Annotated in this window: 21 protein-coding genes; 10 read left to right on the top strand and 11 right to left on the bottom strand. The window is 46.7% G+C overall.

Features of this window, described 5'->3' with window-relative positions; genetic code table 11:
• Positions 1-61 precede the first annotated feature (61 nt).
• Complete coding sequence (locus HCR03_RS12990; RefSeq protein WP_066647100.1) at positions 62-1,582, top strand: phosphohexomutase domain-containing protein; 1,521 nt, start codon at positions 62-64, stop codon at positions 1,580-1,582.
• 70 nt (positions 1,583-1,652) lie between these two features.
• Here HCR03_RS12990 and spoVAD read toward each other — a convergent pair whose 3' ends face one another.
• Both spoVAD and spoVAC read right to left on the bottom strand, forming a co-directional pair.
• A complete protein-coding gene (gene spoVAD, locus HCR03_RS12985) occupies positions 1,653-2,675 on the bottom strand; it encodes a stage V sporulation protein AD (RefSeq protein WP_066646785.1) in 1,023 nt (340 codons plus the stop codon).
• Positions 2,676-2,690: 15 nt separating this feature from the next.
• Positions 2,691-3,104, bottom strand: a complete 414-nt coding sequence (gene spoVAC, locus HCR03_RS12980; protein WP_083210153.1) for a stage V sporulation protein AC — start codon at positions 3,102-3,104, stop codon at positions 2,691-2,693.
• A gap of 245 nt (positions 3,105-3,349) precedes the next feature.
• On the opposite strand from spoVAC, the gene HCR03_RS12975 reads away from it, so the two are divergent.
• Together HCR03_RS12975 and HCR03_RS12970 are read left to right on the top strand one after the other, a co-directional pair.
• The gene (locus HCR03_RS12975; protein WP_156991051.1) at positions 3,350-3,637 is read left to right on the top strand and encodes a PadR family transcriptional regulator; all 288 of its coding nucleotides are present in this window, start codon (positions 3,350-3,352) and stop codon (positions 3,635-3,637) included.
• The gene (locus tag HCR03_RS12970; protein ID WP_066646792.1) at positions 3,634-4,140 is read left to right on the top strand and encodes a DUF1700 domain-containing protein; all 507 of its coding nucleotides are present in this window, start codon (positions 3,634-3,636) and stop codon (positions 4,138-4,140) included. Before HCR03_RS12975 ends, HCR03_RS12970 begins: the two co-directional genes overlap by 4 nt.
• Positions 4,141-4,741: 601 nt before the next feature.
• On the opposite strand, the gene HCR03_RS12965 is transcribed toward HCR03_RS12970, so the two are convergent.
• From HCR03_RS12965 to HCR03_RS12930, 8 genes are all read right to left on the bottom strand, one after another.
• Complete coding sequence (locus tag HCR03_RS12965; protein ID WP_187034581.1) at positions 4,742-5,908, bottom strand: 2-methylaconitate cis-trans isomerase PrpF family protein; 1,167 nt, start codon at positions 5,906-5,908, stop codon at positions 4,742-4,744.
• Between the two features lie 55 nt (positions 5,909-5,963).
• Positions 5,964-6,446, bottom strand: a complete 483-nt coding sequence (locus HCR03_RS12960) for a LeuD/DmdB family oxidoreductase small subunit (RefSeq protein WP_228724963.1) — start codon at positions 6,444-6,446, stop codon at positions 5,964-5,966.
• A 28-nt stretch (positions 6,447-6,474) separates the two neighbouring features.
• Positions 6,475-7,731 carry a 3-isopropylmalate dehydratase large subunit gene (locus HCR03_RS12955; RefSeq protein WP_187034577.1) on the bottom strand — a complete coding sequence of 419 codons (1,257 nt, stop codon included), beginning with the start codon at positions 7,729-7,731 and terminating at the stop codon, positions 6,475-6,477.
• Positions 7,732-7,757: 26 nt separating this feature from the next.
• The gene (locus HCR03_RS12950) at positions 7,758-8,603 is read right to left on the bottom strand and encodes an SLC13 family permease (protein ID WP_187034575.1); all 846 of its coding nucleotides are present in this window, start codon (positions 8,601-8,603) and stop codon (positions 7,758-7,760) included.
• Positions 8,545-9,036, bottom strand: coding sequence for a transporter permease (locus HCR03_RS12945; protein WP_187034573.1), 492 nt, complete (start codon positions 9,034-9,036; stop codon positions 8,545-8,547). The genes HCR03_RS12950 and HCR03_RS12945 overlap by 59 nt, the downstream gene beginning before the upstream one ends.
• A 20-nt stretch (positions 9,037-9,056) precedes the next feature.
• Positions 9,057-9,980 (bottom strand): hydroxymethylglutaryl-CoA lyase, encoded by a 924-nt coding sequence (locus HCR03_RS12940; RefSeq protein WP_187034571.1) that lies wholly within the window; start codon positions 9,978-9,980, stop codon positions 9,057-9,059.
• A gap of 11 nt (positions 9,981-9,991) precedes the next feature.
• Complete coding sequence (locus HCR03_RS12935; RefSeq protein WP_187034569.1) at positions 9,992-11,203, bottom strand: CaiB/BaiF CoA transferase family protein; 1,212 nt, start codon at positions 11,201-11,203, stop codon at positions 9,992-9,994.
• A gap of 71 nt (positions 11,204-11,274) precedes the next feature.
• Positions 11,275-11,775, bottom strand: coding sequence for a YbhB/YbcL family Raf kinase inhibitor-like protein (locus HCR03_RS12930; RefSeq protein WP_187034567.1), 501 nt, complete (start codon positions 11,773-11,775; stop codon positions 11,275-11,277).
• 168 nt (positions 11,776-11,943) lie between these two features.
• Here HCR03_RS12930 and HCR03_RS12925 point away from each other — a divergent pair, with 168 nt between their 5' ends.
• From HCR03_RS12925 to HCR03_RS12895, 7 genes are all read left to right on the top strand, one after another.
• On the top strand, positions 11,944-12,612 hold the full coding sequence (locus tag HCR03_RS12925; RefSeq protein ID WP_187034565.1) for a Crp/Fnr family transcriptional regulator: 669 nt from the start codon (positions 11,944-11,946) through the stop codon (positions 12,610-12,612).
• A gap of 268 nt (positions 12,613-12,880) precedes the next feature.
• Positions 12,881-16,036, top strand: a complete 3,156-nt coding sequence (locus HCR03_RS12920) for a sigma 54-interacting transcriptional regulator (RefSeq protein WP_187034563.1) — start codon at positions 12,881-12,883, stop codon at positions 16,034-16,036.
• A gap of 241 nt (positions 16,037-16,277) precedes the next feature.
• Positions 16,278-17,471 (top strand): CaiB/BaiF CoA transferase family protein, encoded by a 1,194-nt coding sequence (locus HCR03_RS12915; RefSeq protein WP_187034561.1) that lies wholly within the window; start codon positions 16,278-16,280, stop codon positions 17,469-17,471.
• A gap of 12 nt (positions 17,472-17,483) precedes the next feature.
• On the top strand, positions 17,484-18,392 hold the full coding sequence (locus HCR03_RS12910) for a hydroxymethylglutaryl-CoA lyase (protein WP_187034559.1): 909 nt from the start codon (positions 17,484-17,486) through the stop codon (positions 18,390-18,392).
• Between the two features lie 341 nt (positions 18,393-18,733).
• Entirely contained in the window at positions 18,734-19,903 is a 1,170-nt protein-coding gene (locus tag HCR03_RS12905; RefSeq protein WP_187034557.1) for a YkvI family membrane protein, read from the top strand.
• 9 nt (positions 19,904-19,912) lie between these two features.
• A complete protein-coding gene (locus tag HCR03_RS12900; RefSeq protein ID WP_187034555.1) occupies positions 19,913-20,692 on the top strand; it encodes an enoyl-CoA hydratase/isomerase family protein in 780 nt (259 codons plus the stop codon).
• A 58-nt stretch (positions 20,693-20,750) separates the two neighbouring features.
• Positions 20,751-21,716: a D-2-hydroxyacid dehydrogenase gene (locus HCR03_RS12895; RefSeq protein WP_187034553.1), complete on the top strand. Its 966-nt coding sequence runs from the start codon at positions 20,751-20,753 to the stop codon at positions 21,714-21,716.
• 214 nt (positions 21,717-21,930) lie between these two features.
• Here the strand turns inward: HCR03_RS12895 and HCR03_RS12890 are convergent, their stop codons facing one another.
• Complete coding sequence (locus HCR03_RS12890) at positions 21,931-23,316, bottom strand: TrkH family potassium uptake protein (protein ID WP_066646796.1); 1,386 nt, start codon at positions 23,314-23,316, stop codon at positions 21,931-21,933.
• Positions 23,317-23,336 lie beyond the last annotated feature (20 nt).

Here is a 23,336-nt window from a genome sequence, read left to right as displayed (position 1 = left end):
ATAATGAGAGCAAATGAACCCGGGTCTTGCTGCGCAGGGCCCGACGAAAGGGGCCAAAACCTTGTTAAATTCCTACTGGAAACAGCTGAAAAGCGGAACGGACATCCGAGGCGTGGCTAGCGAGGGCGTTGACGGCGAGGCGGTAAACCTGACCGACGAAACACTTGGGAAGCTGGCCGGCGGCTTTGCGCTGTGGCTGTCCGCGCGCGCGGGCAAACCGGTCAAAGAGCTCCGCGTCGCCGTCGGACACGACAGCCGCGTATCGGCGGAGCGAATTTTCTCCGCCGTCTCCGGCGCGCTGACCGACTTTGGCGTAAACGTGCTGGACTGCGGGCTTGCCTCCACGCCGTCCATGTTCCATGTGACACGCGGCCTGTCCTGCGACGGCTCCGTGCAGATTACCGCGAGCCACCACCCCTGGAACCGCAACGGGCTAAAATTTTTTACGCCGGACGGCGGTCTGGACGGCCCTGATATTGAACAGATTCTTCTGCACGCTCAAAACGGGGACAAACCGGCCCCCGGAAAAGGCGCGCTGGAATCTGCGGATTATATGAGCCGCTACTGCGCCGATCTTTGCGACATGATTCGCAAAGGCGTGAACGCCGCCGACTACGACAGGCCCCTTTCCGGCTTTCACATCGTCGTCGACGCCGGAAACGGCGCGGGCGGCTTTTACGCGCGCGACGTGCTGGAGCCGCTGGGCGCGGACGTTTCCGGCAGCCAGTTTCTGGAACCCGACGGCATGTTCCCCAACCATATCCCGAACCCCGAAAACGAAACGGCAATGCGTTCCGTCTGCGGCGCGGTGATTCGCGCGAAGGCGGACCTCGGCGTCATTTTCGACACGGACGTGGACCGCGGCGGGGCCGTCGACGCGGCGGGCGAAGAAATCAACCGCAACCGGCTTGTGGCGCTCGCCTCCCACATCGCGCTGGAAAACTGCCCCGGCGGGACGGTCGTCACCGATTCCGTCACCTCCAGCGGCCTGACGGAATACATTGAAAAAACGCTGGGCGGAAAACACCACCGTTTTAAGCGCGGCTACCGCAACGTCATCAACGAAGCCGTCCGCCTGAACGCGGAGGGGGTCGACTGCCCGCTCGCGATTGAAACCTCCGGACACGCGGCCATGCGGGAGAATTATTTTCTCGACGACGGCGCGTATCTGGTGACGAAGATCATCATTTTGTCCGCCCGCCTGCGCGCGCAGGGCAAAACCATCGGCGATCTTCTGGAACCGCTGCGGGAGCCCGCGGAGGCGCTGGAGCTTCGCTTCCCAATCCGGAAGGAAAACTTCCGCGAATGCGGCGAAGCCGTGATCTCCGGGCTGCGGAAATACACCCTCGGGCAGCCCGGCTGGACCGAGGCCCCGAACAATTACGAGGGCATCCGGGTCTCGCTGGACGGCGAACACGGGGACGGATGGTTCCTGCTGCGCCTGAGCGTCCACGACCCGATCATGCCGCTGAATGTTGAAAGCGACCAAAAAGGCGGAGTCAAGCGGATTCTGGAGCAGCTTTCCGTTTATCTGAACGGCTGCGACGGCCTGGATCTCTCGTCTTTGAACAAGAGCCTTTAACTCTCACTTTTGAAGCGGCCGCCCGCCTGGAACCAGGCCGGGCGGCCGCTTTTGTTGCGCAGGGTCCGCGTCACGTCGCCGTCAGATAGACCAGATGCGCGACGCTCGGGATGCTCTCCCCCTGCTGGGAGGAAGTCGGCGACATCAGCGCGCCGGTACCGACAAACAGCACGTTGTGAAGCTGGCCCTGCTCCATCTGCTGCAGGATGGCGGAGCACAGAATGGCCGCGCTGCATCCGCAGCCAGAGCCGCCCGCGTGGACGTCCTGCTTTTCCCGGTCGTAAATCATCATTCCGCAGTCGTTATGCACCGGCTTGATGTCGATTCCCTCCTTCCCGAGGATCTCCTCGAGAAGCTCGCTGCCGATAAAACCGAGGTCTCCGGTCAGAATCAGGTCGAATTCCTGCGGCGACGATTCCGAATCCTTGAAAAAGTCCATCAGCGTCTGCGCGGCGGCGGGGGCCATCGCCGCGCCCATGTTGTTCGCGTCCTTGATGCCGAAATCGGCGATTCTGCCGAACGTAACCGCCTTCAGCCCGATTTTGGCCCCGGGATTATCCTGCCGCTTGCCGAGCAGGACGCACCCGGCCGCCGTCGCGGTCCACTGCGCGGTCGGCGTGCGCTGGCCGCCGTATTCCAGCGGAAAGCGGTACTGGCGCTCCGCCGAGCAGAAGTGGGAGGAGGTCACCGCCGCCGCGCGTCCGGCCGCGCCGGACTCGACAAACAGCGAGGCGATTCCGAGCGTCTGCGCCATGGTGGAGCAGGCCCCGAACTGCCCCAGAAACGGAATATCCAGGCTTTTCAGCCCGAATGTGGAGGAGATGCACTGATTTAAAAGGTCGCCGGCAAAAATACAGTCGATGTCCGTGTTTTTCAGGTTTGACTTTCTCAGCGCGATATTCACCGCCTCGTTCTGCATGCGGCTTTCCGCCTTTTCCCAGCTGGATTCCCCCAAGGTCGTGTCGTTGTGGCACTGGTCGTAGTATTTTCCGTAGGGGCCCTCGCCCTCTTTTTTTCCGACGACCGCCGCGTACCCCAGCACCGCCGGGGTCGTCGTCAGCTCGAACGTGTATTTTCCTTTTTTCTGCGGCATACGCTCAACTCCCCGTTAATATAAGTGGAAGAACCACAGGATCAGTCCGTACAGAATCGACGCCGCGATCCCGTAAACCAGCACCGGCCCGGCTATGACGAACATCTTGCCGCCGATGCCCAGCACATACCCTTCATTTTTGAACTCCATCGCGGGCGAAACGATCGAGTTTGCGAACCCGGTGATCGGCACCAGCGATCCGGCCCCGGCGTGCTTGCCGATGTTGTCGTAGATCCGCAGGGCGGTCAGCAGCGCGCTGAGGAAAATCAGAGTGATGGAAACGAAGGTGCTCGCTCCCTTCTTATCCAGCCCGAAGTACAGGTAAAGGTGAAGAAACGCCTGACCCAGCGCGCAGATGCCGCCGCCGACCAGAAAGGCCATGACCATGTTTTTACCCCATTTTGTCGGCGGGGAAGCTTTGTCCGCCATCGTTTTATATTCTTTTTTCGAAACCGTCAATGTTCTTTGCCCCTTTCGTTTCAATTACTTTTATTCTGTCTGAATCAAGGGTGAATATGCGGCGCGGCCATCTTTTCGTTGACAGCGGCGCCACGATCCTCTATAATTATATTTAGTTATACTAAACACTTAGGAATGAGGAGGCGGTTTGCATCAACGACCGCTATGAGCGCCAACTGAAAAAAGGCGCGCTGGAAATCATCATTCTCCGTCTGATGAAGCGGCGTCCTTCTTACGGTTACGAGCTGCTGACGGAGCTGGAACAGAAAAGCGGGCGCTTTTTTACCCTGAGGGAAGGAACCCTGTACCCGATTCTTTACCGGCTGGAGGACGACGGCCTGATCCGCTCCAAATGGAGCCGGGGGGAAAACAGAAGCAGCCCGAAAAAAATCTACACCATCACGCCCCGCGGGGAAGAGACGCTGGAGCAGCTTTGCGAGGTGTGGAAACAGTTTTCAGAAAGTGTAAACGAACTACTTTTCGAGGAGGATTTATCTCAATGACGGAAAAACAATATTTAGCAGAGGTGTCCGTGGTTCTGCGTCGCTCCGGAATGCCCGGAAAAATCAGAAAGCGGCTGGAGGCGGACCTTGCCTCCGATTTCAGCGCCCGGCTGGAGCGCGGGGAAACCGCCGGGGAAATTGTCCGTTCCATGGGCGCACCGGAAAATCTGGCCGCCGAATTCATCGCGGAAAACGGCGGCGTAAAAGTTCGGACGCCCGCCGAAAAGGCGCTTTTGATCTGCGGCGTCCTCTCCGCAGTTCTAACCGCGGCGGCCGGCCTGTATCTGGCCGTCATTTTCGATTTTGCGTTCCGGATTCAGATGTGGCTGAACGGACGGGACGCCGCCGAAAGCGGACAAACGGTCATCGGAGGCGCGGACGGTCCGACGGCCATTTTTGTCGCTTCCCAGCCAAATCCGCTGCTCTGGCTTTTGTTCGGCTTTTTTCTTGCCGCCTGCATTCTCTGTTTCATTTTGTACGCCCGGCTCCGCAAAAACAGGTAATCGCTCGAAAACAGCGGGCCTGAAAACTTAAAACGGGCAGCCTATCTGAGAGTATAACAAAGGGGGTGTTGCAAAACGAATTTGCAATAGCAAATTGTAAAAATTAATCGCCCAAAATGCAAGAAAACGCGCCTTGAAATGGACTTTTCAGCCCATTCAAAGCGCGTTTTTTGTGCAACATTTTTAGAAAAAGCTATTTTGCAACAATCCCAATTTCCTTATGTCCCTCCCCCGCTTTCGGCGGGAAGGGACACAAATTTTAAAATCCTCGTAATGCGGCCGCGACGGCAACAACGATGGTGTTAGACCTGTGCACTTCTATGGTATCCCTCTACCAGTCTTGACTTTTCCGCTCCGCATTTTTATGGGATCACTCCACTTATGGGCATGGTACTTATATCGGAAACTTTTTACACGTGGAAAAATGCAATAAGTCTTTTCAACCGATCTATTCCCCCGTAAAATAGCACCATGCCCGATTTGAGGTGGAATTCTCAAATCAGGCATCGCGCGATAGAAATGCATCCCTACTGTGTGTAATAAGGTGTACTGCCCAGATTTCTGGAAATCTGTAACTGTTGCATCCGCATCCTAATTCTACTTAATGCCCTGTATCCAAGACCGACTTGCGCACATACACCCATCCATCCATGATCATACGCGCAGTACGGTACACGCCAAGCCTTGTAATTTGAGTCTCACCGTTCTGTGTCATGCCAGCCGCTTCCACCGGGATTACTCCAGAGGGATGCCCGATATTTAGGATGACAGTCTCTTTTGCAACATCCGAGATCAGGTCGTGCACAACACTGCCGGGAATTCGGGCCGCAGCGCCTGTACATACCGTACCGGTAATGGGATATGCCTTGTGCACATGCAGCATAAACAAAAGCCGGGACACAATATCGACCTCCTCCATTTTGACGTGGCCTCCATTGAAGCAGTCGTAGTCACCAGGCGCGCTGACCATTGCGAAAAACGGCTGATAGGGTGTGTGTGTTGCCGCATCCTGCCAGTTCTCCACAAGCCCAATTTTTTGACACACCTTTCCTCGTATCTCTTCGATCAAGCGCATAAGATCCGGGTCAGCCTCAATCTGTGCCGGAGTTTCGGTTCCGGTCAAACCCATTTCATCCGCGCGAACAAAAACAACCACATTTCCCACATCCACCACGGATACGGTATATTCTTTGCCGTTTGCTTCGATTACATCCTTGACGTTTTTGGTAGGAAGCAGATTCCTAGTAACCCCACCGACCACTTCTGACCAGTCCAATGTGATCTTTGCACCGCTGCCGGGGACTCCGTCAATGACATAGTCGCCCTCCACTGCGGCTTTTCCATTTTTAACAGGAACCTCCGCCGTCAGAATGCGGTCTGTATTGGTCAGATGAATTCTTACCGTTGTGATTGGTTCCACGGGTTTTACCATTCCCATATCAATTGCGAATCCGCCCACGGCAGAAGAAATATTACCGCAGTTTCCTCCGTAATCCACAAAGCTTTTTTCCATGCTGACCTGACCAAAGGTATAGTCCACATCGGCATCATCCCGAGAGCTGGGCGCAATAATTGCCAGTTTGCTGGTAAGCACGTCTGCTCCAGCAAGCCCATCAATTTGCCGCACATCCGGGCTTCCAAAGATGGATAAGATAACCTTATCCCGCAAAGTCGGGTCTGCAGGCAGTTCGTTTGACATTAAAAAGATTCCCTTGCTGGTACCGCCGCGCACGATTGCGCAGCGAATCATTTCCATTTCCGAGTGCATAAGTAAGCTCCTTTCCTAATTGGGGTTTCAAATTTTACAGCAGGACATCAAAATCTTATTTTGCAGCAAGCTTATGTCTTAAAAATCCTACCAGGCCACCCTGTCGAACAAGCGCCATGATATGCTCTGGAATGGGATTGCAGGAGTATGTCTCCCCAGTCGTTTTATTCAGGATAATTCCATTTTCATAATCAATGTCCAATTCATCGAAATAAGATATTTTTTCCGTCTCATCGCACTCGATTGCCAGAATCCCGAGATTAATGCAGTTGCGGTAAAAAATACGCGCGTAGGATTTTGCCACAATGGTGCGTATGCCTAAAATATGCAGCGTCAAGGGTGCGGTTTCTCTGCTTGAGCCGGAGCCCAAATTGTTTTCGGCGACAAAAATATCCCCTGGCTGGCAAGTGGTTGCAAACTTTGCATCGACGGGGCTCATTGCATATTTTGCAGCCTCCTGCATGGAAAGCTCCATATAAGCGGGGGGTGAAATAATGTCAGTATTGATGTTACTGCCGTATTTCAGGCTTCTTCCCAATATATGTTCCGCCATCTTTTTCCCTCCTTTACAGTTCGCGTGGGTCAGTCAAAAAGCCCGTAACGGCACTGGCGGCAACGGAGAGTGGGGAAGCCAGATATACCTGAGCATCCTTGCTGCCCATTCTGCCGATAAAATTCCGGTTGGTGGCGGAGACACACACCTCACCTGCACCAATCGCCCCGGAATGTATGCCCAGACACGCGCCGCAGCTGGATGCGAGAATGGTCGCTCCGGACTCGGACAATTGTGTGAGAATGCCATCCTTCGCACACTGTTCCCAAATTTTGCGGGAAGCCGGGGATATCAACAGCCGAGTTCCTTTTGCAATCTTTCTCCCGTGCAGCAATTCGGCTGCCAGCTTGAGGTCATGATACCGTCCGCCAGTGCAGGAACCGATATACGCCTGATGAATCGCCACCTTGCCGACCTTGCGGATTTCGGTGACATTGTCCACTTCATGGGGACAGGCACACAGCGGTTCCAATTCTTCTGCATTAAACTCCAGAGACTGAATATATTCAGCATCCACGTCACTTTCAAAAACAGTTCCGGCAGGTGCGTGAATCTGATCCAAATACGCTTTTGTAACAGCATCATAGGGCATAATTCCGTTTTTTGCGCCTGCCTCCACCGCCATGTTGGCGATACACAGCCGTTCATCCATCTCCATATCCCGAATCGTACTGCCGCAAAACTCCATTGCCTTGTAGGTGGCTCCGTTATGCCCGACAGCGCCGATTGTCCGCAGCGCCACATCCTTTGCCATCACCAAATCTGGCAGCTTGCCGGAAAAGGAGATGCGGATGCTTTGTGGTACCTTTAACCATATTTCCCCTGTGCTGAGCACACCAAGCATTTCTGTCGAACCGATACCGGTAGAAAAAGCACTCAGCGCGCCATAGGTGCAGGTGTGCGAATCGGTGCCTACAAACACTTGCCCCGGGCCGATACGGCCCTCCTCCACCATGACCTGATGGCAAGGCCCCGCAAACTCAAAATAGTTTGCCACGCTGTGTTTTTCCGCCCATTCGCGGGTAAATTTTACGATTTCCGCCTGCTTGGCATTTGCCGGCGGGGTATAGTGATCCGATACAATCGTCACCTTGGAAGGGTCCCATACCTTTGCCGCCAATTCAGCCATCTTTTCAGAAATTTCTACACGGGGGCCAAGAATGTCGTCCATCATGGCGCCATCCACTTTTACCCAGAGAATTTCCCCCGCTTTTGTCTGAGCCACACCGGCCGCATGAGCCAATATTTTTTCACTAATCGTCATTCCCATAATCGTTTCTCCTTTTGCGGGTAAATTTAGCTGTAGGGCGTAAAGTTATAACCGCCGATCAGTGCAAACAGCACCGCCATGCCTACGGTGAACACGGAAGTCAAAAACAGCTTTACGAACAGCTTGTTGGCATCCAGTTTTTTCCCTGTCTCTTCCCCTGCAATGGCGGACATAATGAGGCCACCGCCGGTAGATGCCGGGCTGATGCCCGCAGCAGAAGAGCCCATTGTCACAGCAGAAACCATCAGTGCGGGTGGAATTGCATTGGTGCCCAGATTGCCCAAAATGGTGGGAATGGCGGGAATCATTGTAGGCATAACCACGCCGGAGGTAGAACTGAACCAGCTCATAATACCGGACGCCAGCGCGATCAATGCGGGCGCTGTGAACACCGTCATAATGGTGGAAAGTCCTTTAGCCAGCAGATTGATACCGCCTGCGGTGATGACAACATTCATCAATACGCCAACGCCGAGTACCAACAACATTGTGTTAAACGGAATTGCCTTGACGCATTCCTTCATATCGGCAACGCCTAAAATAATCAGCATTCCTGCAATGAGGAATGAGGTGAGACCTATATTTGTCTTGAATACGATCACACAGAACACCATGACGAAGATGCCTATCAGGGTAAGTATTTGGCTTTTATTGAATTTTGGAATTTCCCTTCGATCCATGCCCGTGCCGCCTTTTAAGCGCCAGCCTCGGTAAAGGATGTAGATCGCGATCGAAACGAAGATCGAAGCGATGACCACGTTAATCAAAAGTGGTGTAGCAATATTTTCGGTATAACCAGCCTCGGCGGCCTTTTCAATGCCCACAACACCGGTCGGTGCCCATGGAGCAATACCGCCACCGATCGCGCCCATCTGTCCGATACAGCACAGCAAAAACGGGTCGGCGTTCATTGCAAACGCAAGCGGCACGCCGAACATAGGCCACAATGCCGAACCCAGGAATCGTTCCCGGCCCTAATATTGCCACAACAAAGCCCAAAAGATACATAAAGATCGGAACCGCCCAGCCGCGTGAGCCCGCCAAAGCAACGGTCTTTTTAGCAAGCAGATCAATCGTGCCATTCAACTGCGCTATGCTGAACAGGAACATGGAACCAAGAAGAATAACAAACAAAGAGGTATTGAAACCGGCAATGATCTGCTTTTGCGTCATACCGATAGACATCCCCAAAACCATGGCAATACCAAAGGAGAGAATACCGATATTCAGCTTTTTCATAAAGCCGAACGCGATGGTCGCGATTAACACAGCCAAAGAGATCATGGAAAACGTCGTTGCGTTCATACTATCTTCCTCCGTTTCGTTTATTTTGTAATACAACAATCCTGATCTGTAGCAATGTGGAGCAGGTGTCCGCTGAAAATACCGTCCGGAATTACGCTGTATTCATATTTGGCTGCGCTGATCAGTGCGGTTACATCAATGCTTGTGTCATATCCCATTTCGTTTAGCATATAAACCATATCTTCGGTTGCGGTGTTACCCGACGCACCGGGCGCAAACGGGCACCCGCCAAGGCCGCCCAGCGTGGACTGCACCCCGTCCGCCCCTGCCTCAATGGCCGCGAGTGTATTAACCAATCCCATGCCGCGGGTATCGTGGATGTGAATTTCGATCCGCACATCGGCAAATGTCTCTCGTACGGCGGTTACAATCCTGCGCACCTGCATAGGGTCTGCAAGTCCCACCGTGTCGCACAGGTTGAAGGTGCGAACTCCCAAATCGTAGGCCCGGCGCAGATAGGCCAGCAAAGGCTTTGGGTCAAGGTATTTGCCTTCAAATGGGCAGCCAAAGGCGGTTGCCGCATCCAAAATCACTTCAAGTTCGGGCATTTGCTCGCGAATCAACGCCAGCTCGGCAAAACTTTCGTCATGCGTGCGGTTAATATTTGCCTTATTATGGGTGGCGGACAAACTGATTACATTGTTTACCTTACGAAGTCCGGCGTTCCATGCCGCCCGTGCGCCGCGCAGGTTCGGCACCAGCGCGCACAAGTCTGCCTCTTGCGTGCTGTGACGGGACAAAACGGCCCTGCAGACCTCGGCAGCATCGCTCATCTGCGGGATCGCCCTGGGACTGACAAAGCTGGTAATCTGCATATGGCGGACGCCGCACTCCAGAATCCGTTCAATCAAACTCACCTTTTGCTCCGTTGGTAAAAACTCTTTCAGATTTTGAAGGCCATCGCGCGGCCCTACCTCGATCACGTCAATTGATCTTTTCTCCATTGGAAGCCTCCTTAAATTACACCGTTGTTTTTAAGTTTGGTGATCTCGGACTCACTGTAGCCCAGCAATTCTTTATAGACAGGCAGGTTGTCTTCGCCCAAAAGAGGCGCCGCCTTGCTTGGTCCGGAAACCGTTTCGGTCAGACGCTGTGGATTGTTTGTTACCTTCATTGCTCCAATGCCCGTCTGTTCGATGGCAGGAAACATATTGCGATATTCTGCAATTTGAGGCTCTGCCACAACGCGATCCAATGTGTTGACCGGGCTCGATGGAACACCGGCAGCATTCAAAAGACTTACGATCTTATCGATTTCATAGTTTGCTGTCCAACTATCAATGATTTTCTTAAGTTCGCAATGGTGTGCAACGCGGTCTTCAATCGAAGTAAACCGCGCATCTGTTTTCATCTCCGGCTTTTTCATCACATCGCACAAAAGCGCATACAGCTTATCGTTGCCGGCACCAATGATAACGCTGCCGTCTTTGGCCGAAAAGGAATCATACGGGTATGTAGATTCGTAGCGGTTTCCAATTCGCTGTGGAATTCGTCCCTCCGCAAGATAAATCATCGTGATGTTGGTCATCGCTGAGACGACCGAATCCACCAAAGCAACATCAACCTTTTCCCCGAGGCCGGTCACCTGCTTGCGGTGAAGCGCCGCCAGCACCCCGATTGTGAGGTTCAACCCCCCAAGCACATCCCCCATCGGAGTTCCTGTTCGGGTTGGCTCGCCGCCGGGCCAGCCAGTGGTGCTCATCAGTCCGCCCATAGCCTGCCCGATAATGTCATAACCGGCGCGCCTGCTGTAAGGGCCAGTGTGACCAAATCCCGAAACGCACCCGTAGATAATCCCCGGGTTGATCTCTTTTAGGGTGTCGTATCCAAGGCCGAACTTTTCCATCGTACCTGGGCGGTAATTTTCAATTACGATGTCGGATTTCCGTACCATCTTTTTGAATATTTCCTTCGCCTCCGGCTTTTTCAGATTAAGCGTACAGCCTGTTTTGCTGCGGTTGAAATTGATGTAATAAGCGCTTTGTCTGTCATCACCCTTGCCTAAAAAGGGGCCCATGCTTCGGCTGTCGTCGCCGCCGGAGGGGTTTTCCACCTTGATGACATCCGCTCCCATATCCGCCAACAACATACCACAGTAAGGTCCCGCCAGCACACGGGTCAGGTCCAGTACACGAACTCCGCTTAATAATCTGCCTTGCGTTTGCATAGTCTAAGTTCCTTTCATGCTTTTAATCTTTCACGGGTGTCGCATTGCCCGTCTTTCCCCGTAGAATTCTATTAGTTTGCGTATTTCCCCAACAACACGGTGTCCCCCAACATATGCCCGTACATCTGGCGAAACAGTTGGTTGAGATGGAATCCGTTTTTGAGGTCAAGCACCTTGTCCAATGCGTAAATCTGAATGTCGTAAATATGCGGCGCATCGGGAGGAGCCATCCCACCATAACAGCAACACTCTTCAGCCGGATGCGAGCCGCCTTGTATGCTGATCCAGCTGTTTACGCCCTGGACAAAATCAGATGTAGTTTGACTTGCATTTTCTTCAAGGAAGGTCGTGCGGATATTTGCAGCCGCCCAATGAATCCATGAAAATCCTCTACTGACCGGGAACGCATCTTTGTCCTCAATGACAACAGCAAAGCTTTTGGTGCCCTCTGGCACATCTTCAAAAGTGAGAGGGATAGAGTAGGTCGGCATTCCCCATTCATTGCAAGGCCCACGTTTTCCAAAACGCTCCTCAATAATTCCGTCAATGATTCCTTTGCTAATTGCCTTCATATAAGCCACCCTTTCTTTCAAAGTTTATTTGTAGCTATTCAACAGCGGCCGCCATTGCATTTACCACAATATGGTCAAAATAATTATTTAGCATTGTTTATTTTTATTGATTGTATTATAATTTCCTTATTAAATCGGTGATATTTGCAACGTAAACGAGGTGAGCTTTTGCTGTTAGCGAATAAACTTCTACCATCCAGGCTTTTTTCAAACATGACCTCTGAGGATGTTGATTTGCTCATACATTGTCTTCATATGTGGAAAAAAACTTACGGCATTGGTGAATACGTCCATCACATTAATGACACCTATAACAGTATTGGGTTTGTTATTTCTGGGAAAGTCCATATGATAGCGGAGGATTTTTGGGGTAATCGGAATCTGATTCAAGAATTCGGTGAGCTTGAATTTTATGGCGAAGCTCACAGCATGACCAAACAACCGATGTTTTTTGATATTGTTGCTGTAAAAAAAAGCGATATTCTATTTATTAACACAGATCGGATTATTACTACCTGTCACAATGCCTGCCATGCACACCAACAGTTGATTGCGAATTTGATGCGTATCATGTCAGAAAAAAAACTGGGCTATATGCATAAAGCAGATTTTCTGTCAAAGAGAACCACGAGAGGAAAGATAACCGCATTTTTATCGGAACAGGCCCGAATACAAGGGACCAACGATTTTTTGATTCCATATAATCGTCAATATCTCGCGGATTATCTCGCTGTAGATCGCAGTGCGCTTTCCCGCGAACTTTCCAAAATGAGGGAAGAAGGCATTTTGGATTTTGGCAACAACCACTTTATTCTGATCAACCCAGATGGAATATAAATGCAAAAATCGAGTCAGGTTCTTTAAATCCGGCTCGATTTTTGACCGTTATTATGCAAATATTTCATTGAGCAGAGCAACATTGTAGTATAAATTGGCCGCTTGGCAACAGCTCCGTCACAAACGGCATAATTTGTTTTTGCGCATAAAAAAGCGGAGTGTCCTTATAAGATCCTCAGATCCTATAAGGACACTCCGCATGGTATTGGTGTAATTGTTTGTTCCAATAATAAGACTCTTTGATATGGAAAAGGCGGAGGACTAATGAATGTTTTATGAATCAAGGTTGGAGCAGTCAATCAAACAACAGAATATGCTATCTCAGAAACAGGTTGAAAGTCTTGAGATCCTTTCCATGGGGATGACAGAGTTGATGGAGTTTGTAAATGAAGAGCAATTAACGAATCCCATGTTGGAGTTGACGGAGACATCCATATTTAAAGATTCCGAACAATCATGGGAAAGTGGGGCAACTGTGGATGGTTTAAAAGAGGATTATTTCGAAATACCTGCAAAAGAGATAGAAGGATTAACAGAATTTCTTGTTTCCCAGATTCCGATAGCCCGAATCTCACAAAAGCAGTCGCTTTTCCTTGTAAAAGTGATTCAGTGTATTGATCCAGATACCGGATATTTCACGGACAATTACCAAAATATGAAAGAACAGCTTGAGTGCACCGAGAATGAATTGGATGAAGCGATAGAAATGATTCAACAATTTGACCCATCAGGAGTGGGAACATTTAATTTGAAAGAAAGTCTGATTCTTCAATTAAAAAGAAAAGCAGAATTAGATTCCATCCTTCAAGAAATAATTTTGAAGTATTTGGATGATGTTGCAACGGGGAAAATATGTAGTATCTCCAGAAAGATGCATTTGTCTACAGAGACAGTAATGGAATATATAAGTAGAATTAAACGGTTGAATCCGAAACCCGTGCAAATGTTTGGCACACAAACGACAGAGTATATTGTTCCAGATGTGATTGCAGAATATCAGGATCAGAAGTGGAAAATAAACATAACAGTACCCGCAAGAAATTTTGTACAATTGAACAAAACATATATTCAAATGGCAAAGGAAGCAAAGGACCCGGAACTGGTTTCATATTTCACAAAAAAAATCAAAAGAGCAAAAGATGTAATGGCATCTATTGAACAGCGAGAGGATACCATAAAAAGCATGATACAGTTATTGTTAGATGTACAAACGGATTACTTGTTGGGAAATGCAGAACAAAAATGTTGGACACAGAAAAAAACGGCAGAACTATTAAATGTCCATCCATCAACTATAAATCGTGCTGTGAAGAATAAGTATATTCGGGTTCCAAGAGGAATTATGCAGATGAAAGATTTGTTTCTGAATAAAAAAGCAAAAACTGAATCTGCCAACCGTCGAAAGGAGAATAAAATAGAAATGGCGGCAACAGAAAATGTTGTGTTGGAGAGTAAATTGTTAGAAGCGGAGCCAAAAGACGGCGTAACGGAAATATGCTTAATTGCTCCTACAAAACAACTGATGAGACAAAACAGCAGTGTATGTAGTAAATATGATAAAAAAGTAGATGCGTTTCGTGCATCTTTGCCCGAGGCATGCAGCGTTGTTGAACAATTAATTTCCCGAGGAGCAAAAATTTTTATCAGTCGCAGAGGAACCAAAAAAATGATTGAGGCACAACAGGTCCCTATTGTGGAAATAGGATTTTCATTATCAGATTATGTTCCATACATGGAGAAAGCAAAAAGAGTGAATGGAAAAGTTGCCTTTTTTAGTTATGGTATTATATCAGAAGATGTAAGAAGTATGTGCTATTTGCTTGGTATAGATGCGCTTTTTTATAGTTTCTATCATTTATCACAATGTAAAGATATTGTTAAAGAAGCAATAAAAGATGGTGTCGTGTTGGGAATCGGCGGAGCCGATACGGCAATAGAAGCTCAAAAGTATGGTCTGGAGCATTTGATTGTGGAGAATTCAGAACAATCGTTGTTAAATGCAATTGAAGCGGCTGAAATGTTGCTGGCAGTGAAGAAAGAAGAAAAGAAAAAACGTGAAGAACTGAAAATAAAATTAGAACGTTATGAATTAGTTTTTAATTATACGCATGATGCGATCGTGGCAGTAGATGAAAACGGAATTATCAATGTCCTAAATAGCAGAGCCCAAGATTTCATGCAATTTGGAAAAAAGCCGTATATAGGAAAACAAATTAGTCAGGTGATTGATGATACAAAAATGGATGAGGTGCTTCAAACAGGAAACAAAGAGATTAATCAGTTAATGGACATGAATGGTACTTTGGTTTCAACCAATCGTATTCCAATTATAGTAGACGGTGTGGTAAAAGGAGCGGTTGCAACATTTCAGGATGTAAAGACCATTCAGAACAATGAACAAAAAATCAGAGTAAAGCTTTATCAAAAAGGACTTGTTGCAAAATATCATTTCCATGACATTATTGGAAATTCAGAAAAAATCCAGGACGCGATTCGTATGTCGGAAAAGTTCTCAAAGTCAAATGCAACCATCCTCATTCACGGAGAATCAGGAACAGGAAAAGAATTGTTTGCACAAAGTATTCATAATAGCAGTAATCGAAAAGAAGGTCCTTTTGTTGCAGTCAACTGTGGTTCTCTTCCAAAGAATATTCTGGAAGCCGAATTGTTTGGATATGAAGACGGCGCTTTTACCGGAGCTAGCAAAGGCGGAAAAATGGGATTGTTTGAAATGGCGCATCGGGGAACCATCTTCTTGGATGAGATAGGCGAGATGCCAATGGAAACACAAGTGCAGCTCCTGCGCGTCTTACAGGAAAAAGAAATCCGCAGGTTAGGCAGTGATCATGTGACACCTGTCGATATCCGCGTGATTACAGCTACGAATAGGAATCTGCCTGAAGAAATACAAGAAGGAAAATTCCGAGAAGATTTATATTATCGATTAAGCGTCTTGGATATCAAGATTCCGCCACTTCGAGAACGGAAGGAGGATGTCGTTGATATTGGAAAAAATACATATCTGAAAATGGCGGATAACTCACAAGAGGGCTTACAGATTGTAGAGAAAATATTACAGCGCCTGGCGGATTATTCATGGCCTGGAAATGTTAGGGAATTGCATAATTTGGTAGAACGAATCTATGTTCTGTTTTCGCAAGGGGAAGATGCTGTATTTATTGAAAAATATATTCGCAGCTATTTAAAACAAGATGCCAAAATATCTTCACAGGCTCGGGAAAATAAAGAAATACCAGATCATGAAAACAAAGCTGAGAAAGAAATTATAGAGGATATCCTGCAAACATATAATTATGAAATGACAAAGTCGGCCCAAGTATTAGAAATCAGCAGAAGTACTTTGTGGAGAAAAATAAAGAAATATAAAATTCCCGTTCCAAAAGATGATTTCAAATCAAAATAAAAGAGTTAGAAATGCAATAACTATGAAACGTGAAACATAAGCGAAACACAAATGAAACGTAAATGAAACATGAAGGGTAGAAATATCTTGTGAAAGTAAGATGTTTTTACTCTTTTTTTGTGAAATTTCCTTTTAATTTTCAGTGCTTACGGGATGAAGAAAAGGAAATAGCTAAAAACCGTTATGAAATTGCTACATATATAGTGAAGGCAAAATAAAAAGCAGTAAAGGAGAATAAGAAATGGAAACAAAGGGCTTATTGGATGGTGTAAAGGTATTAGATTTGACAAGAGTACTTGCTGGTCCTTACTGTGGCATGATGCTTGCGGATATGGGAGCAGAAGTAATCAAAATTGAATTGCCGGGACGCGGAGATGACGCTCGTAGGAATGCACCAATTGTAAATGGTGAAAGTGCATATTTTATGAACCTAAACAGAAACAAGAGAGGAATGACTCTTAATCTGAAAAGTGAAGAAGGAAAAAGAATTTTCAGACAACTGGTAAAACAGAGCGACATCGTATTGGAAAACTACAGGCCAGGAGTAATGGAAAAATTAGGATTAGGTTATGAAGAGTTAAGAAAAATCAATTCAGCGATTATATATGGAGCTGTTTCAGGATTTGGTCACTATGGTCCATATTCAAAACGACCAGGATACGATATCTTAGGTCAGGCAATGAGCGGATTGATGAGCACAACCGGATGGCCAGACAGCGCACCAACAAGAACAGGAACAGCAATCTCCGATGTAATGGGTGGAATTAGCTGCTGCGTCGGAGTTCTTGCAGCGTATGTCAATCGTTTGAAAACAGGAGAAGGCGAAAAAGTTGACGTGTCATTAGTAGATTCAATGGTCTCTTCTCTCGAAATTATTAATATGATTTACCTTTGTACAGGAAGAGTTCCAACTAGAATTGGAAATCGTTACGAAGCAATTTATCCATATGATTCATTTACCGCAAAAGATGGTATGGTCATCATTGCCTGTGGAAATGACAAACTGTACAGCATATTAAAAACCGTATTGCAGATTCCAGAATTAGAAGATCCAATGTTTGAAACAAATGTAGATCGAGTAAAAAATCATGCGCTATTGAAAGAAATTATCGAAAAATGGACTTGCGAAAGAAATATTGATGACGTTGTGGAAGAACTTTTAGCAGCTGGCGTTCCATCAGCACCAATCAACACAATTGATCGTGTGGTAAAAGATCCTCATATCGCAGTGGCAAGAGAAATGTTTGTAGATTTAGAACATCCAGTAGCTGGAAAAATGAAAGTAACTGGAAATCAGTTGAAATTTACAAACCGTAAAGTGAAAATTGACAGACCCGCACCAGTTCTTGGACAACATACAGAAGAAATCTTAGCGGAAAAATTAGGAATTGACCATGAAGGTTATGAAAAACTAGTAAAAGAAAGTGTTTTATAGGAGGAAATGAAAATGTCCAAAGTGAATGTAGTCGAGATTGGACCAAGAGATGGTTTTCAAAATGTAAAAGAGTTTATTCCAACAGATGTGAAACTGAAGATTATTGATGGAGTGATCGCAGCCGGATACAAAAAAGTTCAGATTACATCTTTTGTAAGTCCAAAGGCAATTCCACAGATGAAAGATGCCTCTCAATTAACAGAAATGGTTCTTGGCAAATATAGCAATATAGACTTTTTCGCATTAGTCCCAAATTTTTATGGAGCAAGATCAGCAGCAGCCGTTGGACTAAAAGAAATTACACCAGTTATATCATTAAGTGAAACACATAATAAAAACAATGTAAAAAGAACTAAAAAAGAATCATTAGAAGAGCTGCGTAAAATTCGTCAGGAATTTCCAGATATCAAGATTACACAGGACATCGCCACAGTGTTTGGATGCCCATTTGAAGGAGAAATGAAATCAGTAGATCCATTGCTTGAGCTGATTGGAGAAATACACAACATCGGTATTCATGCATTTACCCTGTGCGATACAATTGGTGTAGCATATCCAACATTGATTCAACAGGTTTTTCAGGCAGTGAGAAAAGAATTTCAAGATGATGAGTTTAATGTACATATTCACGATACAAGAAATATGGGAATTCTCAACAGTTTAACCGCAATTCAGAATGGAGCAGACAGTGTACAGGCTGCAATTGGAGGATTAGGAGGCTGTCCATTCGCACCAGGAGCAACAGGAAATACATCGTCAGAAGATTTAGTCTATATGTTGAATAAATGTGGATATGAGACAGGAATCAACTTTGACAAATTATTAGAAACTGCAAAATATGCAAAACAGAACATTCATGGAAACTTCAGTGGACATCATATTAATATTCCAGAAAATCCATGTGTAATTACACAGGAATAGGAGGCATTATAGAACTAAAAGAATTGAAACAGATGAGCAAAACGGTTCGAAGCGATATTGTATCAATGATTCACAACGCTGGTTCAGGACATCCAGGCGAATCTTTACCGGCTACAGATTTATTGGTGTGTTGAAAAATATCAGAAGCACAACTGAAATTATTTCTTCCTGTGCTGGTTTTTTGTCCTGCATCTACAGCTCTTAGGAAGATGACGACGAATTTTCAAAACGGAAAACTGTAAATAGCTTGTTATGGCATTCTTGTCATTCATCGGAGTGTTTGGAATCGTAGAATAAAGCTAAAGGAAGTGACATACCATCACTTCCTGATCGGAGGCAAAATGAAAAATAAAAAATTTGTTCTTCCAGCATATATTGGTGTGTCGGCGGTATGGTTTGGAACACATGTGGGACCTGGTACGGCATCAGGGAATCAAACGGCAAGCTACTTTGGTGCATATGGAAAAATGGGTTTGTTAGGCGGTATTATAGCAATGTTACTTCTAGGATTTTGCATATACTACTGTATTGAATATTCTAGATTGATTGGGACAACCAGTTTCAAAGAGTTCACAAATAGTTTTTTTTCACCATGCCAGAAGCTGTTTAGTACCGTGTTTGAATTTGCATTCATATGGATGGTTATAATGAATTTTAGTGCTGCCCTTGATACAGGAGCAACAACACTTCAATCACAATTTGGACTTTTTTATTGGATTGGAATTTTTTTATTCTGCATTGTGACAATTGTACTTACAATGTTTGGCGCTGAATTAGTAAGAAGGTCCTCTACTATATTAACTTTTTTAATTTTAGCTGCGTTAATAGGCATTGTCTTTTTTGGATTGACATCTTCGCAATGTAATTTCATTGAACATTGGACAAATACAATCACATTAGAAAAGGCCTTACCTGAAAAGCCATGGTATGAGTTGATATGGTCTTCTATCCTTTACGCTAGTTTTTTGGCTGTGGGAATGGTGGGAACGAGTTTGTCGGTATCAGACACATTGAAGAGCAAAAAAGACTCAAAAAAAGCAACAGTATTAGGAATTATTTTAAATGCAGGATTAATTTGTCTTGTTGCGATTTTATTATATGCTTATCCAAGTGTGCTGGGCGACTATTTCGATCCAATGCGTACAAGTAAGACATTTATTCCAAATCTAGAAGTAGTAAGGATCATTGGAAAACCATTTTTAACTTATTTTTATATTGTTATCCTTTTTTGTGCAATAGTATCTACATTAGAAGGTTATGGATTTGGCGTTATTTCGCGTTATCGCAAGTTCATACCGGTAAAAAACGAACGCGGAAAAGATTTAATTCTATTGTTTATTTTGTTGATTGTTGGTATTCTTGTTTCAAGATTAGGTTTGGATTGGATTATCAGCAAAGGGTTTAGATTTATTGGCTATGTAGAAATAATCTTTGTTGTACTTCCAACGTTGGTTATTGGTCATCGGAAAATTAAGCAGGCAACACAAGAAAAAAATGAAGCAGAAAGGTAGTGCCAAATCATGAAAAAATACGAGAGTATGTTGGTCGAGAAAAAGGACGGAATAGGTTTTGTGTATTTTAATAATCCTGAAAAGAACAACAGGGTAGGCCGTAAAGAAGGCAGGGAGATGATTGCTGCACTTCAAGAAGTGGACAATGATCCAGAAGTAAGAATAGTTATTCTCGCTGGAAAAGGAAACTATTTTTGCAGCGGTGGGAAAATCGATGGTTTCCCGGATGGAAAAATCGTTGATCAAAGAAACTATGCTGATGCAATTGTTGACACGACTAGAGCAATTCATGCAATGCATAAACCGATTATCGCAGCAATTGAAACAGATGCATTCGCAGCTGGTTTTATGTATATGGATGCATGTGATTTAGCGATTGTAGGTAAAGACAGCAAATTTGGTCTCCCGGAAATAAAAAGAGGATATTTCCCGATGATAGCATTGGTTGCACTCAGAGATTCAATTTGTAAGAAAAGATTATTAGAAATGGCATATACAGGAAAAACAGTGGATGCAGAGACAATGTTAAAATGGAATCTTGTAAATAAAGTTGTTGCAAATGAAGATGTTTTGAGTGTAGCAGAAAAAACAGCTCGAAAATTAGCTGGATACAATCCAATGTCCTTACAGTATGGGCGTGATTGTTATTATTCCACACAGACAATGAATGTTAATGATGCTATGCAGTATGCAGGGGTGGCTATTACAACAATGGTAAACACTCATGATGCGAAAGAAACAGCATATGCAGAAGTGGAAGGACGTTCAGCGGAATACTTAGGTTACTAAAAACGAAATAAATTATTGTGATACCTTGAAAAAGTTGGGTAGAAAACAGGAGATAAAAATGAAAATTGTTGTATTGGATGGATACACAGAAAACCCAGGAGATTTATCCTGGGAAGCATTAGAACAAATTGGTGAAGTTACTATTTATGACAGAACATCCTATGTAGATGATCCTATTATTGCAGAGCGAATTGGAAATGCGGATATTGCGATTACAAATAAAACGCCAATCACAAAAGAAACAATTGATAAATGTCCAAATCTGAAACTGATTGCATTTCTTGCAACAGGGTATAACGTTGCCGATTATAATTATGCAAAAGTAAAAGGTATTCCAGTTGTGAATGTTCCGACATATGGAACACAGATTGTAGGTCAATATGCAGTTGGATTGCTTTTTGAAATCTGTTCTCATTATGGTCACCATGATCAGACTGTAAAAAATGGGAAATGGGAGAACAATCAGGATTGGTGTTATTGGGATTTCCCAATGATTGAATTATATGGAAAAACCGCAGGAATCATTGGTCTTGGAAGAATCGGACAGGCAACGGCAAAAATATTGAAATCCATGGATATGAATGTGATTGCTTATGATGCACATCAGTCTGAAAGCGGAAAAGAACTTGCTGAGTACGTAAATTTAGATACTCTTTTTCAGAAGTCGGATGTCATTTTCCTACATTGTCCGCTATTCCCAGAAACAGAAGGCATTATCAATAAAGAAAATATTAGAAAAATGAAAGACGGCGTCATTGTGATTAATAACAGCCGTGGACAATTGGTAGTGGAGCAGGATCTGGCAGATGCATTAAACTCTGGAAAAGTATATGCAGCAGGTTTAGATGTAGTCTCTACGGAACCAATCAAAGGTAATAATCCATTGCTGAAAGCAAAGAATTGTGTAATTACTCCTCATATTTCATGGGCAGCGCAGGCATCCAGGCAGAGGATTATGGATATTACTGTTGCAAATATACAGGCGTTTATTGATGGAAAAGCAACAAACGTAGTTAATAAATAGCTTAGAAGAGAAGGAAGTTACGCCCCGGCTGTGATGTTTAAGCCGGGGCTTTTTCGGCTATTCACGGCCAAGGTGCCATTAGATTTGACGCTTACCTTTGACCGTCCCGTCCTTGTGAAAAAGGCCGAATCACGCGTAGGATTCAAAAGCCGGACCGCCCGGGAAATCCCGAGCAGTCCGGCTGATATTGATTTTATCGCTTGATTCTCGAAACTCACCCCACTACTATCTTACCCTCCGGCAGAATGGTTCCGGAAGAGGAGCGCCCCTTGCGCAGGGTGAACGCAAGCCCGAGGGAAACCGGGCCGACCCGGCCGATGTACATGGCGCAGATGACCGCCATTTTCGCGACGGTGGTCAGCGTCGGAGTCACGTTTGCCGTCAGACCGACCGTGCCGAACGCGCTGGTCGCCTCAAACAGGGCGTCCACGCCGTTCGTCGCCGAGTTCGTCGTCATGATGATGCCGGCGGTCATGATGACGACCAGCACGCCGATGGTCAGAATGGCAAGGGAGCGGTAAACCGTAAACTTGTCCAGCCGGCGCTTGAGCACGACGGCGTCGTCGCTGCCGCGCATGACGCTGGTCACCGCGGTCACCAGCACGACAAAGGTCGTCGTTTTGATTCCGCCGCCGGTCGAGGCGGGGGATGCGCCGATGAACATGAAAAATACCATGATCAGCTTGGTCAGGTCGCGCTCGGAGGCCGTGTCGACCGTATTAAAGCCAGCCGTGCGCGTCGTGACGGATTGGAAAAAAGCCGCGTTCAGCTTCTCGCCAAGGTCCATATGATTCAGCGTATTGTCATTTTCACAGATTAAAAACAGACCCGTACCGGCAACAAGGAGCAGCAGCGTTGTGCGCAGGACGATCTGGGAATGGAACTGCAGTACCCGCGGACGCTGTCTGTCCAGCCTTGTGCGGATTTTGGCGGAAAAAATATCGTTGATAACGACGAAGCCCAGGCCGCCGGTCACGATCAGCGCGGCGACGGTCAGCGTGACGAGCGGATCGTTCACATATCCCGTCAGGCTGCTGCCCGGCGCGGTAAACCCCATCACATCGAATCCCGCGTTGCAGTAGGCTGAAACCGCCGTAAAAAGGGAAATCCACATCCCGTGAAGCCCGTACCGCGGCACGAACCGCAGCATCAGAAGGAACGCGCCGACGGTCTCGCAGGAAAAGGTGAAAAACAGAACGATCTTAATCAGGCGTTTGACGTGAATCACGCTTCCGGCGGTGTTCTCCGCGGCAAGCAGCATTCCGCGAAAACCCAGCTTGCGCCGCAGCAGCATGGAAAACCCGGTCGTGAACGTCACAAGGCCAAGTCCGCCGATCTGAATCAGAAGCAGAATGACCACCTGGCCGAAAAGGTTCCAGTGGCTCCACGTGTCGAACAGCACCAGGCCCGTGACGCAGACCGCCGAGGTCGACGTGAACAGCGCGTCCAGAACCGGAGTCGGCGCGCCCGCCCGCGCCGTGACCGGCAGAGACAGAAGAACCGCGCCCGTCAGAATTACCAGAAGAAAGCTTACCACAATCAGCCGCACAGGCGGCGTGCCCTTCAGCTTCTTTTTCAGGGAAGGAATCTCTTCTCCCATTCCATTCACCTCAATGCCAT

The sequence above is a fragment of the Caproicibacter fermentans genome (assembly GCF_014303955.1).
Classification (GTDB): Bacteria; Bacillota; Clostridia; order Oscillospirales; family Acutalibacteraceae; genus Caproicibacter; species Caproicibacter fermentans.
Note: the sequence above shows the minus strand (reverse complement) of the source record. Positions and strands in the feature narration are given on the sequence as shown.

What these genes read in the sequence shown, in the direction of transcription:
- spoVAD (WP_066646785.1), bottom strand. Translation starts at nt 2,675, where the DNA reads ATGCCGCAGAAAAAAGGAAAATACACGTTCGAGCTGACGACGACCCCG.
- spoVAC (WP_083210153.1), bottom strand. Translation starts at nt 3,104, where the DNA reads ATGGCGGACAAAGCTTCCCCGCCGACAAAATGGGGTAAAAACATGGTC.
- HCR03_RS12975 (WP_156991051.1), top strand. Translation starts at nt 3,350, where the DNA reads ATGAAGCGGCGTCCTTCTTACGGTTACGAGCTGCTGACGGAGCTGGAA.
- HCR03_RS12970 (WP_066646792.1), top strand. Translation starts at nt 3,634, where the DNA reads ATGACGGAAAAACAATATTTAGCAGAGGTGTCCGTGGTTCTGCGTCGC.
- HCR03_RS12965 (WP_187034581.1), bottom strand. Translation starts at nt 5,908, where the DNA reads ATGCACTCGGAAATGGAAATGATTCGCTGCGCAATCGTGCGCGGCGGT.
- HCR03_RS12955 (WP_187034577.1), bottom strand. Translation starts at nt 7,731, where the DNA reads ATGGGAATGACGATTAGTGAAAAAATATTGGCTCATGCGGCCGGTGTG.
- HCR03_RS12950 (WP_187034575.1), bottom strand. Translation starts at nt 8,603, where the DNA reads ATGGGCGCGATCGGTGGCGGTATTGCTCCATGGGCACCGACCGGTGTT.
- HCR03_RS12945 (WP_187034573.1), bottom strand. Translation starts at nt 9,036, where the DNA reads ATGAACGCAACGACGTTTTCCATGATCTCTTTGGCTGTGTTAATCGCG.
- HCR03_RS12940 (WP_187034571.1), bottom strand. Translation starts at nt 9,980, where the DNA reads ATGGAGAAAAGATCAATTGACGTGATCGAGGTAGGGCCGCGCGATGGC.
- HCR03_RS12935 (WP_187034569.1), bottom strand. Translation starts at nt 11,203, where the DNA reads ATGCAAACGCAAGGCAGATTATTAAGCGGAGTTCGTGTACTGGACCTG.
- HCR03_RS12930 (WP_187034567.1), bottom strand. Translation starts at nt 11,775, where the DNA reads ATGAAGGCAATTAGCAAAGGAATCATTGACGGAATTATTGAGGAGCGT.
- HCR03_RS12920 (WP_187034563.1), top strand. Translation starts at nt 12,881, where the DNA reads ATGTTTTATGAATCAAGGTTGGAGCAGTCAATCAAACAACAGAATATG.
- HCR03_RS12915 (WP_187034561.1), top strand. Translation starts at nt 16,278, where the DNA reads ATGGAAACAAAGGGCTTATTGGATGGTGTAAAGGTATTAGATTTGACA.
- HCR03_RS12910 (WP_187034559.1), top strand. Translation starts at nt 17,484, where the DNA reads ATGTCCAAAGTGAATGTAGTCGAGATTGGACCAAGAGATGGTTTTCAA.
- HCR03_RS12905 (WP_187034557.1), top strand. Translation starts at nt 18,734, where the DNA reads ATGAAAAATAAAAAATTTGTTCTTCCAGCATATATTGGTGTGTCGGCG.
- HCR03_RS12900 (WP_187034555.1), top strand. Translation starts at nt 19,913, where the DNA reads ATGAAAAAATACGAGAGTATGTTGGTCGAGAAAAAGGACGGAATAGGT.
- HCR03_RS12895 (WP_187034553.1), top strand. Translation starts at nt 20,751, where the DNA reads ATGAAAATTGTTGTATTGGATGGATACACAGAAAACCCAGGAGATTTA.
- HCR03_RS12890 (WP_066646796.1), bottom strand. Translation starts at nt 23,316, where the DNA reads ATGGGAGAAGAGATTCCTTCCCTGAAAAAGAAGCTGAAGGGCACGCCG.